10 protein-coding genes are annotated in these 18,484 nt (G+C 71.3%); 7 read left to right on the forward strand and 3 right to left on the reverse strand.

Annotation, left to right across the window (positions count from 1 at the left end; genetic code table 11):
* Positions 1-58 precede the first annotated feature (58 nt).
* The 3 genes from ACFPCV_RS26430 to ACFPCV_RS26440 form a co-directional block, all read right to left on the reverse strand.
* Positions 59-3,139 (reverse strand): AfsR/SARP family transcriptional regulator, encoded by a 3,081-nt coding sequence (locus ACFPCV_RS26430; RefSeq protein WP_378059042.1) that lies wholly within the window; start codon positions 3,137-3,139, stop codon positions 59-61.
* Positions 3,140-3,404: 265 nt separating this feature from the next.
* Complete coding sequence (locus ACFPCV_RS26435; RefSeq protein WP_378059043.1) at positions 3,405-3,947, reverse strand: carboxymuconolactone decarboxylase family protein; 543 nt, start codon at positions 3,945-3,947, stop codon at positions 3,405-3,407.
* Between the two features lie 106 nt (positions 3,948-4,053).
* The gene (locus ACFPCV_RS26440; protein ID WP_378059044.1) at positions 4,054-9,867 is read right to left on the reverse strand and encodes a type I polyketide synthase; all 5,814 of its coding nucleotides are present in this window, start codon (positions 9,865-9,867) and stop codon (positions 4,054-4,056) included.
* Between the two features lie 370 nt (positions 9,868-10,237).
* Here ACFPCV_RS26440 and ACFPCV_RS26445 point away from each other — a divergent pair, with 370 nt between their 5' ends.
* From ACFPCV_RS26445 to ACFPCV_RS26475, 7 genes are all read left to right on the forward strand, one after another.
* The gene (locus ACFPCV_RS26445) at positions 10,238-11,236 is read left to right on the forward strand and encodes a DUF1702 family protein (RefSeq protein ID WP_378059045.1); all 999 of its coding nucleotides are present in this window, start codon (positions 10,238-10,240) and stop codon (positions 11,234-11,236) included.
* Entirely contained in the window at positions 11,233-13,203 is a 1,971-nt protein-coding gene (locus ACFPCV_RS26450; protein WP_378059046.1) for a CRTAC1 family protein, read from the forward strand. The genes ACFPCV_RS26445 and ACFPCV_RS26450 overlap by 4 nt, the downstream gene beginning before the upstream one ends.
* An 8-nt stretch (positions 13,204-13,211) precedes the next feature.
* Positions 13,212-14,243, forward strand: coding sequence for an enediyne biosynthesis protein (locus ACFPCV_RS26455; protein ID WP_378059047.1), 1,032 nt, complete (start codon positions 13,212-13,214; stop codon positions 14,241-14,243).
* A 17-nt stretch (positions 14,244-14,260) separates the two neighbouring features.
* Complete coding sequence (locus ACFPCV_RS26460) at positions 14,261-15,619, forward strand: cytochrome P450 (RefSeq protein WP_378059048.1); 1,359 nt, start codon at positions 14,261-14,263, stop codon at positions 15,617-15,619.
* Between the two features lie 23 nt (positions 15,620-15,642).
* The gene (locus ACFPCV_RS26465) at positions 15,643-16,821 is read left to right on the forward strand and encodes a class I SAM-dependent methyltransferase (RefSeq protein WP_378059049.1); all 1,179 of its coding nucleotides are present in this window, start codon (positions 15,643-15,645) and stop codon (positions 16,819-16,821) included.
* Positions 16,822-16,824: 3 nt separating this feature from the next.
* Positions 16,825-17,856 carry a carboxymuconolactone decarboxylase family protein gene (locus ACFPCV_RS26470; protein WP_378059050.1) on the forward strand — a complete coding sequence of 344 codons (1,032 nt, stop codon included), beginning with the start codon at positions 16,825-16,827 and terminating at the stop codon, positions 17,854-17,856.
* 185 nt (positions 17,857-18,041) lie between these two features.
* Entirely contained in the window at positions 18,042-18,482 is a 441-nt protein-coding gene (locus ACFPCV_RS26475) for a peptidoglycan-binding domain-containing protein (protein ID WP_378059051.1), read from the forward strand.
* The last annotated feature ends 2 nt before the right edge of the window (positions 18,483-18,484 follow it).

The raw sequence follows: 18,484 nt of genomic DNA on the forward strand, positions 1-18,484 counted from the left end.
GGGGAGTCGTCCTGCCGCCGCCCCGATGGCTCGACAGCTCGATGGCCAGCTCGACAGGTCAGTGGAAGATGGCGCTGCGGCGGTTGTGTTCCAGCTCCTGGCGCAACCGGACGGCCTCGGTGGACTTCACCGTGCCGAGCAGCTCGATGGCCTCGTCGAGGTCACGGGCCGCGCGGGCCTCATCGCCCCGGCCCAGGTGCAGGTCCGACCGCAGGACCAGCGTCTTCGCCTGCCAGATCGTGGTGCCCAGCTCGGTGAACAGCGTGCGTGCCGCGTCGACGTGGTCCGCCCCGGCCGCCTCCTGGCCGCGGGCCAGTGCGATCTCGCCGAGCGCGTAGTGCGCGCTGCCGGCCACCATCCGCTCGCCGACCTGGGTGGCCAGTGACAACGCGTGCTGCAGGGTCGTCTCCGCGTTGTCCAGCCGCCCGGAGCGCTGGCGCACCACCCCCAGCCGGTACAGCGCGTGCGCCTCGCCGATGCGGTCACCGATGTCCCGCACGATCAGCAGCACCCGGTTGAGCGCCTGGTGCGCCTGTTCGATCTGGTTGCCGAACAGGTGCAGCTCGGCGAACCGGTTCATCGCCTGCGCCTCGCCACGCAGGTACCCGACCCGGCGATAGCACTCGAGTGCCGTCTCCAACAAAGCTTGCGCGCGGTCGGCGGCCCCTTCGTCGATGCACACCTTGGCCATGTACTGCAGGACATGGGCCTCGCCGACCATGTCGCCGACCGCGCGCATCTTCTCCAGCGCCTTCTCGTACTTCGACATCGTCGCCGCGGTCCCGTACCGCAGCCGGTCGAGGGTGGTGGCGTTGCGCAGCGCGAGCGCGTAGCCGTGGTCGTCGCCCAGCCGTTCGAACAGCTCGAGCGCGGTGGCATAGCAGCGCTCGGCCTCGCCCCACCTGGTCTGCTGCGAGTGCATCCCGCCGAGCGAGTACAGCATCGCGGCCCGGCCGCGTTCGTTGCCGGTCTCCTCCGCCGCGGCCAGTGCCCGCTCCGCGGTCTCGCGCCAGTCGTCGAAGTGGCTCTTGACCTGGAACAACGTGACCCCGGTCAGTGCGAGGTCCCACGCCGCCTCCGACATCCCGTACTCGGTGGCGAGGTGGACGGCGGACACGAGCGAGCGGCGCTCGAGCTCCAGCCACTCCATGTGATCGCCCATCTCCTCGGCCTCCTCCAGCTCCGGCCCACCCGGCCAGCGCGGGAAGGTGCCGTGGAGGATCGTGTAGTCGCCGCCGTACTCCTTGCGGTGCGCGTGCTCCGCGCGGCCGAGCCAGGCACCGAGCAGCCGTGCGACCGCCTCGGTGCGTTCGTCCTCGGACTCGGCGGCACGCAGCTGTTCGGTGGCGTACACCCGGATCAGGTCGTGGAACCGGTAGCGCAGCCGCTCGCCCGGGTACTGCACCGTGTCCAGCAGCTGCGCGTCGACCAGCGTCTCCACGATCTCGAACGCGTCGAACGGGTCGATGTCCAGCAGCGCGGCCGCGCTCCACCCCGGGAAGTCCGGGGTGCCGATCAGCGCGAACCGGCGGAACAGGCGCCTGCCGAGCTCGGAGAGCGCCAGGTAGCTCTGGTCGATGTTGGAGCGCAGCACCAGGCCGCGGAAGGACAGCTCGTCGAGCCTGCGCACGCTGTTGCGCAGTCGCGTGACCAGCAGGTCGACCCGCCAGTGCGCGCGGGAGGCGAGCCGCGCGCCCGCGATCCGGATCGCCAGCGGGAGGCCGCCACAGAGGCCGACCAGCTCGCGGGTGGCCGCAGGCTCGGCCGCCAGCCGGTCCGCGCCGACGATCGTGGTGAGCAGCTCCAGCGACCGGTCGAAGTCGAACACCTCGACGTCGACCTGGTGGGCACCCGGCAGGCCGGACAGCCGCGCCCGGCTGGTCACGATCACCGCGCAGCCGGGGCCCGCTGGCAGGAGCGAGATGACCTGCTCCTCGTCGGTGGCGCCGTCGAGCACCACCAGCACGTTCTTGTTGGCCACCCGGCTGCGGTAGAGCTCGCCGCGTTCCTCGTCGTCGTCGGGCAGCGCCTTGCCGTCGACGCCGAGGGCACGCAGGAACCGTGCGAGCACACCGCGCACCCGGTCCTCGCCGTCCGGCGACTCCAGGTCGCCGTAGAGGTGGCCGTCCGGGAAGTCGGCACGCAGCTCGTGGGCCGCGCGCAGGGCGAGTGCGGACTTGCCGACGCCACCCTTGCCGGAGATCGAGACGATCCGGGTGCCGTAGTTGCCGTCCTGCGCCGCGCCGTCGTTGCGGAGCACGCGCTTGATCTCGGCCAGGTGGGCTTCCCGGCCGGTGAAGTCCGCGATGGTCGCCGGCAGCCTGCGCGGCACCACCGCCTGCGGCTCCACCACGGCATGCGCGCCCCCGGTGGCGCCGCCCACCTCGACGTCGAGCTTGGGGCTGCGGTTGAGGATCGCCGTCTCGAGCCTGCGTGTGCTCTCGCCGAGCTCGATGCCGAGCTCGTCCATCAGCGTGGCGCGGGCCCGCCTGCACACCTCCAGCGCCTCGGCCTGCCGCCCGCAGCGGTACAGCGCGAGCATCAGGTACTCGTACAGCCGCTCCCGCAGCGGGTGCTCCTTGACCAGCGCGAGCAGCTCCCCGACGACCTCCTCGTGCCTGCCGAGCTCGAGGTCGAGCCGGATCCGCTCCATCACCGCGGACACCTTGGCGTCCTCGAGCTGAGCCGCGCTCCTGCGCAGCGGCTCCGAGTTCATGCCCGCCAGGGCCGTCCCGCGCCACAGCGACAGCGCACTGCGCAGCGTGGCGACGGCCTCGGACAGGTGCCTGGCCCCGACGTGCGCCCGCGCGGCGCTCACCAGGCTGTTGAACCTGGCGACGTCCAGGTCGTCCTCGGGGATCTCGAGCAGGTAGCCGGGCGGCCGGGTGCGGATGAGCGCCGTCCCGCCCGCCGCGGCGAGCACCCGGCGCAGACCGGAGACGCAGATCTGGATCTGCACCCGTGCGGTGGTCGGTGGCGCGTCGTCCCAGACGGCGTCGATGAGCGACTCGACCGGCACCACGCGGTTGGCGTTGAGCGCCAGCATCGCGAGCACGATCCGCTGCCGGGCGCCGCCGAGGTCATGCTCCTCGTCGTCCGAGGACAGCGTGAGCGGGCCCAGCAACCGAAGCGCCAGCACCTCTCGCCCCCAGTCTCCCCGACTTCGTCCTGGTCACGCCGCCGCGCCCCCGCGACTCACCCGTTAAATCGACGACCAGTTTTCCCGCCATTCTCTCATACCGTGCGGATATCCCGGACGTACCGGTTTCCGTGGCAGCGCTGCCATTCCGGGCCGACACGGCGCTGTTGCTGTGTGTGATCGACGGTGTCGACGGCCATTTTTCGTGAATGGGCCGCCGGGTTCCGGTCCGAAAAGGGCGTTTCCGGTTTAGTGCCTTCGCCGGTCAGCTGTGGTAGCCGTGGCGCGTGATGCGGTCCGCCGCGTTCGCGTACGCCTGGGGGTCGGTGGGGGCGAACGTGCCGAGCCCGTCGACGTAGCGGTTGTACATGCAGAACGCGGCCGCGATCAGCACGGTGTCGTGGACCTCCAGGTCGGTGGCCCCCTCAGCGCGTGCCGCCGCCACCAGGTCGCGCGTGACCCCGCGGCCCGAGGCCTGCACGGCGGCGGCGATGCGCAGCAGCGCGCGCAGCTTCGCCGAGACGGGCGCGGCGTCCAGCCCGGCCCGGACCAGGTCGACGACCGTCGCGCCGTCCTCGAGCTGGGCGGCGGCGAACGCGGCGTGGGAGTTGCCGCAGTAGTCGCACTCGTTGAGCCAGGAGACGTAGGCGGCGATCAGCTCGCGCTCACCCTCCGACAGCGGGTGCGGGCCGCGCAGCAGCGCCTCCGCCAGGTCGAGCAGCGGTTTCCCGGTCTCCGGGCGGTACCGCAGCGGCCCGTTGATCCCGGGGAACCGGGTCTCGTCGAGGCCGAGGTCGATGTGTGCCATAACGTCCTGCTTCCTTGGTCGTTCCGATGTGCCCGGACCGGGGAAACGGACGAGGCGGCCGGCCGGGGGATCCCCGGCCGGCCGCCTCGTCACATGGTCGGATCGATCACTCCGTGCCGGACAGCACGGCGAACGCGACCGGGTTCTCGAGGTCGTTGAACGTGGTCACCCAGGTGGCGATCCTGGCTTCCCCGGCCGACAACACCACCCAGCCGTCCTCGTGGATCCGGTACACGGTCAGGGTCCGGTCGGTGACGCCCACCTTGCGCAGGCACTCCAGCGCACCCCACACCCTGGTGGCGGCCCGGTCGGCGTCCTCGCCGGTCTCGGTGGCCACCAGGTCACGGACGCGGACCAGGTCGGCGCCGAGCAGCCCGGCCCAGTCCTCGTCCGTGCGCGCCACGACGCTCTCCACGTCGCAGCCGAGCCTGCCTTCCCCGGTCACGACCAGGCTCACCCCGGCGCCGTGCGACGCCGAGATCGAGGCGCCGTCGACCTCCGGCTTGCCATCCGGCCGGTGCCGCACGTTCACCGGACCGCCGAGCGCGCGGCTCGCGGCGAGCTGGGTCTGCGCCCGCCGGTCCGACGGCACGTCCGGCCCGGGGCCGGGTTCGACGACCACGGCGCGGCTGCCACCGATGACCCGCTCCAGCGCCCGCTCCAGGTAGCCGGACAGCATCGAGGGCACCCACGGGCCGGAGCTGTCCTTCTTCCGCACCGCCCGCAGCGTCAGGCCCTCCCAGCGTTCCACCACCGTGCCGGACGGCTCGAGCACGTCGATGTCGTAGACGTAGCTGTCGCCGTCCTGCGACCGCTCCCGCGCGTCGAGCAGCACGTACTCGACGTACTGGGCGGTCGGGTTGGCCAGGTGCAGCTTCTCGACGCCCTGCGGCAGCAGCGTCGCGTCCGGGACACAGCACTGGAGCGCGTGCATCACCGCGTCGCGGGTGCCGGGGTCGGCCAGCACCAGGTCCTGCGGCAGGTAGGGCGCGAACCAGGGCGCGGGTGTCGTCGTCGACAGCTCCGCCACCGCGTGCCGGGCACTCGCCCGCCGGTAGCCGAGCACCCGCTGGAACCGCTTGCCCTGGAACATCACCCCGCCGTACAGCTCGGTGATCGGGTCGACCGGCACCGGCGAGAGCTGGGTGGCCTCGCGGGTGATGCCGTTGTCGGCCAGCTCGGGCCGGGGCAGGCGCAGCGTCGCCCGGAAGTGGTCGGCGCTGAACCCGGTGTCCTCGGCGCGGATGGCGACGGTCACCGTCTCCTCGTCGCGGACCAGCGCGGCGAGCCGCACCGCCGTCGTGGAGCCGGGCCGGACCACGACCGGCCGCAGGAACTCCATGTTCTCCAGCAGCGGCGTTGCGGTCCTGCCGAGCACGGCGGCCGCGACCTGGGTCATGGCCTCCATGCCCACCACGGCGGGGAACAGCAGGTCGCCGTCCAGTTCGTGGTCGGACAGGTACGGGTCGCTGCCCGCGGACAGCTCCACCTCGGTGATCAGCTCGACGTCCGGGTAGTGGACCAGGATCCGGTCGACGAAGCGGGTCAGCGGCAGCTCCTGGCTCATGTCCAGCGGCAGCGTCGGCAGCCCGCCCATCCGGCCGGTGATCGTCACGATCGGCCCGGCGTCCGGGTCGGCGAGCACCTGGCGCAGCACGGCGAGGCCGTCCTCCACCGAGATCGGGGTGATGCCGTCGCGCACCAGCGCCTCGACGACACCCAGCCGCTCACCCATGCCGGCGCCCGACCAGACCGACCACTCCATGGCGAGTGCCTTGGCCTCCGGGTGCCTGCGCTGGAAGTCGGCGGTCAGCTCGGACATCCAGTCGTTCGCGGTCGAGTAGTGCGCCTCGCCGCGCAGGCCGGCCCGGCCGATGATGCTGCCGAACGTGACCAGCAGCTTGACGTTGTCCTCGCCGACCGCGTCGAGCACCGTGCGCAGGCCCGCGATCTTGACGGCCAGCGTCTGGTGGAACCGCTCCTCGGTCAGGTTGGTCAACGCGGAGGGCTCGTTGCGCCCGGCGCCGTGCATCACGCCGGTCACCGGGCCGAGGCCGACCTCGAACGCCGCCACCGCGGCGGCGACCTGCGCCGCGTCGGTGACGTCAGCGCGCTCGTACTGCGCACGCACGCCCGCGGCCGCCATCCGCGCCAGGTTGGCCGAGATCTCCTCGTCGTCGGCCGGGTCGTCCCGGCCGATCAGCGCGAGGCTCGCGCCGGAGTCCTGTGCCATCGCCAGCGCGCACTCGGCGGTGATGCCCTTGCCGCCACCGGTGACCAGCAGGACGTCCGAGCTGTTCAGCGGGGTGCCGGTGCGCTCGTCGGCAGGTGGCTGCAGCACGTGCAGCACCGGCGTCCTGCGCTGGCCGTCCGCGTTGTAGCGGACCTCGCTGAACTCGGTGGTCGCCGCGGCCTCGGTGATGACCCGCCGCACCGCCTCGTCCACGTCGGCCGCGGAGGACGGCGCGAGGTCGGGCAGGGAGACGATCGTGGTCGGCACGCCCTGCGTCTCCAGGAACGCCGTCCGTGCCAGGCCGGAGGCGCCGTAGCGGTGCTGCACCACGACGAACCGGCTGCCCGGCTCCGCCGCAGCGGCCGTCTGGCCGGCCGACAGGATCAGGTCGACGTGCTCCTCACCGCTGTCCGGGAGGCACAGCAGCACACCGTCGCCGATGCCAGCCTCCGCCAGCGCGACCCGCAGCCGCTCGGCGAGCGGGTGACCGGCCGGTGCGAACACCTGCCAGCTGCCGACCGGGCCGGTGCCGACGGTCACCCTCGGTGTCCTGGCCGGCACGTAGTCGACGGAGAAGGGCCGCACCCACTGGCCGACACCGGCGACCTCGGTGCTGCCGCCGCCTGCCCCGCCACCCTCGGCGGCCTCGGCCATCTCGTCGATCAGCACGGCGAGCTCGCCGAGGGTGACGGTGGCGAAGTTGGTCGTCGCCTCCAGCGTCGGCAGGCCGAGCTGGCGGGTCACCTCGTTGACGATCTGGCCGACCGTGATCGAGCTCAGGTGCAGGTCGTCGAGCGGGTGGGTCGCCGCGGTCACCGTCTCCAGCGGCAGTTCGACGCGCTCGGCGGCGAGCTGGCGGAGCAGGTCGAGGGTGGACGTGCCGTCCTCGGCCGCACCGGCCTGACCCTCCTCCGCCGCACCGGCCGGGGCCTGCGCGCCGAACTCGGTGAGCCCGACCGCCAGGTCGGGTGCCGCCTCGCAGGGGCTCGCGAGGAACGTGAAGCTGCCATCCAGCTGCAGCGGGCGCAGCACCCGGTCGGCGAACAGCGCCTCGGCGTCCACGGCCGCACCGAGTGCGAACGCGGCGCCGACGACCGACAGCAGCGGGGTCAGCGACTGGCTGTCCGTGTCGACCGACAGCACCGGCACCTCGGGTGCGATGTCGCGCAGCAGCCCGGAGAGCACCCGGCCGGGGCCGATCTCCACCGCGAGGTCCGCGCCGTCGGTGGCCTTCGCGGCCGCCTCGTGGAAGCGGACCGGGAACACGATCTGGTCGCGCAGCAGCACCCGCAGGTCGGCGCCGGGGTCGAGCACGTCGCCGGTCACCGCGGACACCACGGTCCGCGTCGGCGTGGCGAAGTCGAAATCGGCGAGCCTGCCGGTCATCGCGTCGGCCGCGGGCTGGACCAGTGGCGAGTGGAAGGCGTGCGAGACGTTGATCCGGTTCGCGGTGACACCGGCGGCCCTGGCCCGGTCGCACACGCGGTCCACCGCACTCGCGTCGCCGGCGATGACCGTCTGCTTCGGCCCGTTGTACCCGGCGATCACGACCTCGTCGTCGCCGAACAGCTCCCTGGCCTTGTCCGCCGTGGTGGCGAGACCGGCCATCGCGCCGCCGCCCTGGCTGGCGTTGGCCATCACCGCGCCACGTGCCTTCGCCAGGCGCACGACGTCCTTGCCGCCAAGTGCGCCTGCCCACGCCAGCGCGGTCAGCTCGCCGAGGCTGTGCCCGACCGCGACGTCGGCGTCCACGCCGAGGGTGTGCAGCACCCGCAGGGCCGCGACGGACCCGGCGACGATGCGCGGCTGCGCGACCTCGGTGGCGACCTGGTCGCCGCCCGTGGGAACGTCCGCGTGGGTGAACACGGTCTCGGCCGCGGCGAACCGGCGCCGGATGGCACCGACCGAGCCCCGTCCCGAACCCTGACCGGGGAACAGGTAGGCGATCCTCGGCGAGTTCTGCCCTCGGTCGAGGTACACGCCGTCGGCGGTGAACAGGCGCTCACCCTCGTCGAGTGCGGCACGCACCCGCGCCAGCTTGGCGATGGCGTCCTCGGGGCTGGCGGTCACGATCGCGACGCGGACCGCCCCGCCGGACAGCTGCCCGGCCAGTGCCCCGGCCAGGTCGGCGACCTCGGCGAACGACAGCTTCTCGATGACCTCGGAGAGCCCGCTGATCCGCTCGGCGAGGCTCGCGTCGTCGTCGGCGTCGAGCAGCAGCAGTTCCACGTCCTGCCTGCTGCTGTTCAGCGCTGCCGTCTCCCTGGGCAGTTCCGCGCGCCGCGTGGTGCCCGGCGCCTGCTCCAGCGCGATGTGCGTGTTGATGCCACCGAACCCCATCGCCGAGACACCGGCGCGGATCGGGTGGTCCTGCGGCCACAGCTCCGGCTCGCTCGGCACGTACAGCGCCGGGGAGTCGCCGATGAGCTTCGGGTGCGGGTCGTAGTGCCCGGTCGCGGGCGGGATGACCTGGTGGTAGACCGACAGCGCGGCCTTGATCAGCCCGCCGACACCAGCGGCCGCCTTGGTGTGGCCGATGTTGCCCTTGAGCGAGCTGATCGCGGCCGGCCGGGCCGCCGGGTCGGAGTTGCGCCGGGCCGAGCCGATCGCCTCCAGCTCGGTGGCGTCGCCCAGTGCGGTGCCGGTGCCGTGGCCCTCGAAGTAGGCGACGGTCTCCGGGCCGTACCCGGCGCGGCCGTACGCGCGGCTGATGGCGAGCCGGTGCCCGGCCGCCTCCGGCCGGGTGATGCCGCCCTTGCCGTCCGAGGACATGCCCCAGCCGGTGATCGAGGCGTAGATCCGCAGTCCCCTCGCGATGGCGTCCTCTTCGCGCATCAGCACGACGACACCGGAGCCCTCACCCGGCCAGAAGCCGTTCGAGTCGGCGTCGTAGATCTTCATCTCGCCGGTGGACAGCGCGCCGGTCTTGGCGAACCCGATCACCTCGAACGGGTCGATGGACAGGTCCACGCCACCCGCGAGGCAGACGTCGAGGTCGCCGTCGGTCAGTGCCTTGGCCGCGGTCGCGATCGAGATCAGCGACGACGAGCAGGCGCCGTCGACGGTGTAGCCACCGCCGCCGAGGTCGAAGTAGTTGCAGACCCGGCCCGCGATGGTGTTGGCGAGCCCGCCTGCGAGGGTGTCCTCGTCGATCGCCGGGAACGGTGCCTTGTACACCGGTTCCAGGTCGCGCAGGAACGCGCTCGTCTCGTCGTCGTCCCAGCCCTTCGCGGCCAGGGCCGCCGCGAGCGTGCGCCGCACGTACGGCCAGCGCAGCCGCATGAGGTTGGCACGCGCGAACTCACCGGTGAGGCTGTTGCCGAAGACGACACCCGTGGCCTGCCGGGGGAGGCCCTCCGCCTCGGGGAAGCCGGCGTCGGCAAGAGCCGTCGCCGCGACGTCCAGCGCGAGCCAGTGGGTGAGGTCGGTCGACCGGTAGGTGCTGCCCGCCACCTTGTACTTGAGCCGGTCGAACTCGAAGTCCCGCAACACGGCCGCTTTCTTCGCATAGAAGCGGTCCGGTGCGGCCTGGTCGGGGGAGTAGTAGTCCGCCTGGTTCATCCGCTCGTCCGGGAGCCTGCGGAACGCACGGCGTCCGGCGAGGATGTTCTCCCAGAGGTCCTGGGTGCTGGCGGCGTCGGGGTAACGAAGTCCGATGCCGACGATCGCGATTCGTTCGGTGCTCAACCTGTACCGCCTATTCTCGACGACCATCCGAACGAATCGGCGCGGATTACGCCGGCCGCAGACCGCGGCGATAAGACCGAAGTTCGGCGACAGTCCTCGACACGCTTTTCCCAATGCCGTCTCCAAGGCTGCCCGACTGGTACGGCCTCTGCCATCTCCTCAAGTGCCATCCGATTACTTCTTCGAAAATGACACGAGACCGCATCGCCGGAGATGCGCGCCGCCGTTTGCACGACTGACTCTGACAATGTCACCTCGGACATCAGGAACGCCGGGGACGCGGCATGCGTGAAGTCGTGGCCGGTGCCCGTGGTGGGTGACGATTGTGGACGAATCACGAGGCCGTTTGCCGACGGTTAGGGGATGGAACTTGACCAGTTCATGGCGGGCGCTGCGGCGGCGCCTACTGACACCGAATGTCGCCGAGACCACTCTCGACAAGCGCGGCTTCCACAAGAAATCTCCCGCCGCACAGGAACGGCTCGAGAACGTCGGAAAGGCATTCATCACCGGTTACGCGCACGCGGTCGAGGCGCGCACGTCCGCCGACGCGATGGCGCGGATCGAGGAGCTGCCGGACTGGCTGCACGGCTTCGCCTGCGAAGGGGCGGCGATGGGCCTCGCGGTGCTCGACGGCCTGCCCTTCGGCCGCTCGGACAACGTGCGCCGGTTCCTCGCGACCCCGGGCGGGGCGGCCTACCAGCACCTGGCCTACGTCGGCATCGGCTGGGCGATGGCGCGGCTGCCGCGGTTCCGCTGGCCGAAGCCCTCGTCGCTGGACCCGGTGCTGGCGCCGCTGGTGCTCGACGGGTACGGGTTCCACCAGGCCTACTTCCACACCGCGCGCTACGTGGACGGCAAGTACCAGGACCAGAACTTCCCCTGGCCGGGCGGTCGGCACGGGTCGTATGCGAACAACGCGATCGACCAGGGCATCGGGCGCGCGTCGTGGTTCGTCCGCGGCACCGACCCGGTCCTGGTCGCCGACCTGCTCGACACGTTCCCGGAGCGGCGGCGCCCCGACCTGTGGGCAGGCGTGGGGCTCGCGGCCACCTATGCGGGAGGCGGGGACGACCGCTCCGTGGCCGAGCGGGAGCTGCGGACGCTGCGCGCAAGGGCGGGCGACTACCGCGGCAACCTCGCGCAGGGCAGCGCGTTCGCGGCCAACGCACGGGTGCGCGCGGGCGTCGTCCCCGCGCACTCGGCACTGGCCACCCAGGTGCTCTGCGGCAGCACGCCGCAGGAGGCGGCACGGCTCACCGACGAGCTCCGCCCCGGCTATCAGCCAGACGGCGACAAGCCGGCGTACGAGGTCTGGCGGCAGCGGCTCGCCGACGCATTCGTTTCTCTTGGAGGTGTGAACACATGACCGCGGTACTTGGCATGCTGCGCAGGCAGCTGACCGGTGTCATCGCGCTCGTGGTCGTCGTCGCTTTCTACTTCGTGGTCACCTTGCCGCAGAGTTCGGCGGACACCAGGAACGAGATGGCGAGCAACTACGCGTTCAGCGAGCACAGCGTGGCGTTGCCCGCGTCGGACAAGCAGCAGTCGATCCGGCAGGTCAACCAGGCGTACAAGCACATCGACGCGTGGATGTCCTCGGTCGGCGCCGCTGTGGCGATGAACGACCTGGACGGCGACGGCCTGCCGAACGACCTGTGCGTGGTCGACCCGCGCACCGACCAGGTGATCGTCACGCCGGTGCCCGACGCGCGGGGCGACCGGTACGAGCCGTTCGAGCTCACCCCGGCCCCGTTGCCGGTCAACGACGTGATGGCGCCGATGGGCTGCGTGCCTGCCGACCTCAACGAGGACGGCAGACTGGACCTGCTGATCTACATGTGGGGCCGCACCCCCGTCATCCACCTGCAGACGGCAGACCACGGCTCGCTCTCGCCGTCGGCGTTCGTCGCGACCGAGGCGGTGCCGGGCAACAACACCGCTCCGGACGGGCAGTACAACGGTCCACAGTGGAACTCCAACGCGGCGACCGTCGCGGACTTCGACGGTGACGGCCACGACGACATCTTCGTCGGCAACTACTTCCCCGACAGCCCCATCCTCGACCCGGACAAGGACGGGGGCGTGGAGATGAACCACTCCCTGTCCCACGCGCAGAACGGCGGCGGGAAGCACATCCTGCTCGGCAAGGGCGCCACGGCGGGTGCGAACCCGACCGCGACGTTCGAGGCGCTGCCCGCGGACACGCTGCCGGAGGAGGCACGCAACGGCTGGACGCTGGCGGTCAGCGCGAACGACCTCGACGGCGACCTGCTGCCCGAGCTGTACATCGCGAACGACTTCGGTCAGGACCGGTTGCTGTACAACAGGTCCCAGCCGGGCAAGGTGAGCTTCGACAACCTCGAGACGACCCGCACCCCTGGCACGCCGAAGTCGAAGCGGATCGGTGAGGACTCGTTCAAGGGCATGGGTGTCGACTTCGGTGACACCAACCACGACGGCCTCTACGACGCGTTCGTCTCCAACCTGACCGTCACCTGGGGCATCGTGGAGAGCAACTTCCACTACGTCAACACTGCCAAGGACAAGGCGGATCTGCGCACGCAGCTGCAGGACGGCGAGGCGCCCTTCGCCGACGTCAGCGGCGAGGACGGCACCGCGTGGTCGGGCTGGTCCTGGGACAACAAGCTCGCCGACTTCGCCAACCGGGGTGAGCTGGACATCGCGGTGACCAACGGCTTCATCCGCGGTTCCACGAACCGCTGGCCGCAGCTGCAGGAGCTGGCGATGGCCAACGACGCACTGGTGTCCAACCCGTTCTTCTGGCCCAACGCCAACGCCGGCGACGACATCGCGGGCAGTGAGACGCTGCACTTCTTCGTCAAGGGTGAGGACGGCCGCTACGTCGACCTCGCGCCGGAGCTCGGCCTCGCCGTGCCGATCCCGACCAGGGGCATCGCCACCGGCGACGCGGACGGCGACGGGCGCCTGGACCTCGCGGTGGCCCGCCAGTACGGCGAGCCGGTGTACTACCACAACGAGGCACCGGACCCGGGTGGCTACCTGAACCTGCTGCTGACCCACGAGCAGGAGGAGACGGTCGGTGGCGCACCCGCACCCGGCTCGCCCGCGACCGGCGCGCAGGTCACGGTGACCACGCCGGATGGCAAGAAGTACATCCAGCGCGTCGACGGCGGCAGCGGCCACGGCGGCAAGCGCAGCAGTGAGGTACACATCGGACTCGGTGACGTCGACGGCCCGGTGGCGGTCCGCCTCGAGTGGCGGGACCGCGACGGGAAGGCGCACAAGGAGGAGTTCGAGCTGGAGCAGGGCAGGCACGCGTTCGCGCTCGGCGACACGGCCGAGGAGAAGTGAGGGACGAAATGGTTGTGCAGGAAGCAAAGCCGGGCGGTCAACCGCCTGCCGGCGGGCCGCCGAAGCTGCGTGAACCCAAGCACATCACCGCGCTGCGCAGGTTCGCCATCTCGATCACGCTCTTCAACGTCGCCGGGTACATCTTCCTCGGCTTCGAGCAGCCGTGGATCTGGCCGATCGTCGCCATCGCCACCGGGTACACCGTCGAGCTGGTGCTGGAGAAGATCGGGGCACGGGTCGAGGGGCGTGACCCGCGCTACGCGGGCAACGGGTTCAAGGGACTGATGGAGTTCCTGTTCCCGGCGCACATCACCAGCATCGCGCTGAACATGCTGATCTACGTCAACGACCGGATCTGGGTGATGATGTTCGCGGTCACCCTCGCGGTGGCGGCGAAGTGGATCCTGCGCGCCCCGGTGCGCGGCAAGCTGAAGCACTACATGAACCCGTCGAACTTCGGGATCCTGATGGTGCTGGTGCTGTTCCCGTGGGGCAGCATCGCGCCGCCCTACCACTTCACCGAGGGCCTGAACGACTGGGGCAGCTGGATCCTGCCGGGCATCATCATCATCACGGGCACGATGCTGAACGCGAAGCTGACCGGGCGGATGTGGCTGATCGCCGGATGGCTGAGCTTCTTCGCGCTCCAGGCGATCCTGCGCGGCATCGTGTTCGACACGGCGATCCCCGGCGCGCTCGCGGTCATGACCGGTGTCGCGTTCATCCTCTACACCAACTACATGGTGACCGACCCCGGCACCACGCCGTCCAGGCCGGCCGCGCAGTTCGCGTTCGGTGCCGGTGTCGCGCTGTTCTACGGCCTGTTCATGATCATGCACATCGCCTACGGCCTGTTCCTCGCCACCGCGGTCGTGTGCCTGATCCGCGGGATGTTCCTGTGGAGCCAGCACTTCGTGAACAAGGCGGCGGATCAGCGGGCCAAGGACGAGCGGGAGAAGGCGTCGGCACCGCCGATCGCCGCGGTCCCCGACAGCGGCGACGGGGCAGGCGGGCCGCAGGCCCGTCCCGCGGCGGCGTGACCGTGAACGGTGGCCGAGTGCCTCCAGGGCCGCCCCGGCGGGCGGCCCTGGGGATCCTGCGCCAGCTCCGCGCGGACCGCCTCGGCCTGATGAGCGGGGCGGTCCGGGAGTACGGCGACGCGGTACGGGTGGCGATCGGCCCGAAGAAGCTCTACATCTTCAACCACCCCGACCACGCCAAGCACGTGCTGGCGGACAATGCGGCCAACTACCACAAGGGCATCGGCTACACCGAGGCCAAGCGCGCGCTCGGTGACGGGCTGCTGACCAGCGAGGGCGCGCTGTGGAAGGAGCAGCGGCGCACCATCCAGCCGGTGTTCCAGCACAAGCGGATCGCAAGGCAGGCCGACGTGATCGTGTCCGAGGCGCTCGGCATGGTCGAACGGCTGCGGGCGCGGCTGGGCGGCGACGAGCCGGTGGACGTGCTGTCCGAGGTCACCGGGCTCACGCTCGGGGTGCTCGGCAGCACGCTGCTCGACGCCGACCTCGGCGAGTTCGAGTCGGTTGGCCACTCGTTCGAGGCCGTGCAGGACCAGGCCATGTTCGAGATGGAGACCCTCGGGATGATCCCGAGGTGGCTGCCGACGGCGGGACAGCGGGCGTTCCGTTCGGCCCGGTCGGACCTCGAGCGGATCGTCGGCGTCCTGGTGGCGCACCGCGCGGCCAACCCGGTCGAGTCCGGCGACGACGTTCTGACCCGGCTCATCGCGTCCACCGCCAAGGAGGCCGACCGCCGCGTCGCCGACCGCCGCATGCGGGACGAGCTGGTGACGCTGCTGCTCGCCGGGCACGAGACGACGGCCAGCACGGTCGGCTGGACGCTGGACCTCGTGAGCAGGCACCCGGAGGTCCGGGCGCGGCTGCACGAGGAGGCGGTGGCGGTCTACGGCGACCGCCGCCCGGCCTACGAGGACCTCACCAGGCTCCGGTACACGCACATGGTGCTGCAGGAGGCGATGCGCCTGCACCCGCCGGTGTGGATCCTGCCGAGGCGGGCGCTCGCGCAGGACGAGGTGGGCGGCTACCACGTGCCCGCGGGCGCCGAGGTGCTGATCTGCCCGTACACCCTGCACCGGCACCCGAGGTACTGGGTGGACCCGGAGCGGTTCGACCCGGAACGGTTCGACCCGGACATCCCGTCGGACCGGCCGCGCTACGCGCACATCCCGTTCGGCGCCGGTCCCCGGTTCTGCGTCGGCAACCACCTCGGGATGATGGAGGCGACGTTCATCATCTCCACGCTGATGCGGGACCTGAGGCTCGGTGCGGTGCCAGGTTTCCAGGTCAAACCGGAACCGATGATGTCGCTGCGCCTCGGCGGTGGCCTCCCCATGACCGTCCACGACTGGTCCGCGCCCGCGAGCCGCGCGGCCTGACCGATCGAAAGTCGGTGAACGCCATGTCCAACCCCGAACACCCCAAGGCGGAGGAGTTCGCGAAACTCCAGGCCGCCATCGCCGACGAGCGGGTCCGGGAGCTCTTCCCGTTCCGGTTCCTCGCGGCGAACGAGAACTTCTCGCGACTCGTCGACGCGACCGCGCACCGCATCCTCTCCTCGATCGGCGCGCTGCCAGGGACGAACGGGATCTCGGTCCAGCAGGCGAAGAGGGACCTCTCGATCCCGTGGCGCAGGACGATCCCGCTGAAGTTCCTGTACGAGAAGCTCACCATCGCGGGCGTCTTCGAGCACGAGGGCGGCCGCTACTACCCTGGTGCGCTGACCGAGCCCGACTTCGAGACCGTCGCGGCCGAACTGGCGCAGCGGGAGCCGGGGGTGGCCGTGGCCGCGGACATCCTGCGCACGCTGGTCGACGAGGCGAAGACGTTCTTCTCGGGCGAGGCAACGGGCGACGAGATCCTGTTCGCACCGGCCAAGTTGCCGCTGTGGCTGAAGTACTTCTCCAACGACAACCTCCTCTACGCGATCAACAACACGGTCGGCGCGGAGGCGGTGTCGCGGCTCGTGCCCCCGGGCGGCGGCCCGTTCGAGGTGCTGGAGATCGGCGGTGGCTGCGGCAGCGCGGCCGAGTACGTGCTCCGCAAGCTCGGCCCGGCCGTGACGCGCTACCGGTTCACCGAGGTCGCCGAGACCTTCGCGCGGCACGGTGAGCGGGCGGCGAACGCGGCGGCGGACCCGTCGACGGTCGTCGAGTCGGCACGTGTCGACATGACGCAGCCGTGGGAGCCGCAGGGGGTCGAGCCTGGCACGTTCGACGTGGTCTACTCGGTCAACTGCTTCCACGTGGCGCCGGACCTCGACTTCGTCATCCGCGAGGCGGCGAGGGCGCTCAAACCGGGCGGCACGGTCGTGGTGAGCGAGTGCATCCGCCCGACCAAGCTCGCGCGGCCCATCCACGCGGAGGTCATCTTCGACTTCCTGGACAGCTTCACCGACGTCGCCACCGACCCGGTGCGGCGCCCGACGCACGGTTTCCTGACACCGGCCGCGTGGCGCGCCACGTTCGAGGCGGCCGGGCTCGGCGACGTGCGGGTTCTGCCGGACGTCGACGGGATCGCCGAGCAGTACCCGGACTTCGTGGTGGGCGCCGTGATGGCCCGTGCGGAAGGTCGGGGGTAGGCGATGGTCGCGGGTCTGGTCCGGTTCGCGGTGCGCCGGTCGCTGAACGACACCCGGCACGTGCGGGTGGTCAAGCGGCGACACGCCACGGGGTTGGTCGCCGAGGTGTACCGGCAGGTGGAGCGTGACTTCAGCATGCTCGCGCCGCCGGTGGCGCTGCACTCGGCGTCGCCGGACGTGCTGGCCGCGTCGTGGATGATCCTGCGGGAAACCCTGCTGGCACAGGGGTTCGCCGACCGCGCGGGCAAGGAGGCGGTGGCGACCGGTGTCTCGCTCGCCAACGACTGCCCGTACTGCGCGGACGTGCACGGGATGACGCTGGCGGCCATCCCGGACGCGGGGTCCGAGGTGGCGGTGCTGACGGAGTGGGCACGCGCGTCCTCGGTCGCGGAGCCGGTCGCGGCGCCGTTCTCGCCGTCGCACGCGGCCGAGCTGATCGGGGTCGCGGTCGCGTTCCACTACTACAACCGGGTCGTGAACGTGTTCCTCACCGAGTCGCCGTTCCCGTCGCACGTGCCGGAGTCCGCCAAGCCGAAGGCCAGGAAGGTGCTCGGCGGGGTGCTGCGGCCCGGTCCGGGCGGGGCGGCCGCCGGGGAGTCGCTGGAGTTCCTGCCCGCCGTGCCGCCGCGGGACGACCTGGGGTGGGCCCGGTCGAACCGGGTGGTCGCCGAGGCGTTCGCCCGTGCCTACGCGGCGGTCGACGCGGCCGGTGCCCGGTCGGTGCCCTCGAGTGTGCGTGCGCTCGTCCTTTCTCGGCTGTCCACGTGGGACGGACGGGCACCGGGGCTCAGCAGGGCATGGGCCGACGACGCGGTCGCCGGACTTGCCGAGGAGGACCGGGCGGCGGGGAAGCTGGCCCTGCTGGTCGCGTTCGCCTCCTACCAGGTCGACGACGCCCTGGTCGAGGAGTTCCGCCGCACCGCGCCCGGCGACGACACGCTCGTCGAGCTCGCCGCGTGGGCCGGGATGGCGGCGGCGCGCCGGATCGGCACGTGGCTCGCCGGGGCGGCGCCCGCGCGGGAGGCGGCCGCCTGAGGCACGGTCGGCACGGTCAGGGCGCTGGGCGCCCTGAACGGCCCATTCACGGCACTCGTTGTGCCGTCAACGCGCCTTCACGGCGGGGCGGCGGAGTTTGGTTTCATCCTCGCGAAAGTGCTGGGAAAGGGCGTCGCGGCAGCATCTGCTCCGGGTCACAGGGGGTGACCGTCGAAAGGAGCGACATGCGAAGGGTTCTCGCCATGGTGGCGGTCACGGCCGCGCTGGTCACCGGGGGGATCAGCCTCACAGGCGCCACCGCGTCGGCGGCGTCCTCGGTGGGGTGGTGCGACGGTGTGAAGGCGGTCAAGGTCAACGCCAGGGGCGACTACGTGCGCCAGCCCTACCACAGGGGTACGGGCAGCAGGAACTGCACGCTCGCCGAAGGTGCCCAGGGTGGTGCGGTCGTCGTGCTGCAGACGGCGCTGAAGTCGTGCAACTACGCGTCCAACCTCGGCATCGACGGTGACTTCGGGCCCAACACCAAGAAGGCCGTTGCCTACGCGCAGTACAGGTGGCGGATCGGGCAGGACGGGATCTACGGTCCCGAGAGCCGCAGGGCGTTCGCGTGGCCGATGTACTTCGCGGGCAACAACCCGTCCGGGAAGTGTCTCCACGTCGGCTGATT

It is taken from the genome of Actinophytocola glycyrrhizae, from assembly GCF_042653545.1.
GTDB lineage: Bacteria > Actinomycetota > Actinomycetes > Mycobacteriales > Pseudonocardiaceae > Actinophytocola > Actinophytocola glycyrrhizae.

Excerpts from the sequence above, each read along its gene's own strand:
- ACFPCV_RS26435 (WP_378059043.1), bottom strand. The coding sequence starts at position 3,947 with ATGGCACACATCGACCTCGGCCTCGACGAGACCCGGTTCCCCGGGATC.
- ACFPCV_RS26450 (WP_378059046.1), top strand. The coding sequence starts at position 11,233 with ATGACCGCGGTACTTGGCATGCTGCGCAGGCAGCTGACCGGTGTCATC.
- ACFPCV_RS26455 (WP_378059047.1), top strand. The coding sequence starts at position 13,212 with ATGGTTGTGCAGGAAGCAAAGCCGGGCGGTCAACCGCCTGCCGGCGGG.
- ACFPCV_RS26465 (WP_378059049.1), top strand. The coding sequence starts at position 15,643 with ATGTCCAACCCCGAACACCCCAAGGCGGAGGAGTTCGCGAAACTCCAG.
- ACFPCV_RS26470 (WP_378059050.1), top strand. The coding sequence starts at position 16,825 with ATGGTCGCGGGTCTGGTCCGGTTCGCGGTGCGCCGGTCGCTGAACGAC.
- ACFPCV_RS26475 (WP_378059051.1), top strand. The coding sequence starts at position 18,042 with ATGCGAAGGGTTCTCGCCATGGTGGCGGTCACGGCCGCGCTGGTCACC.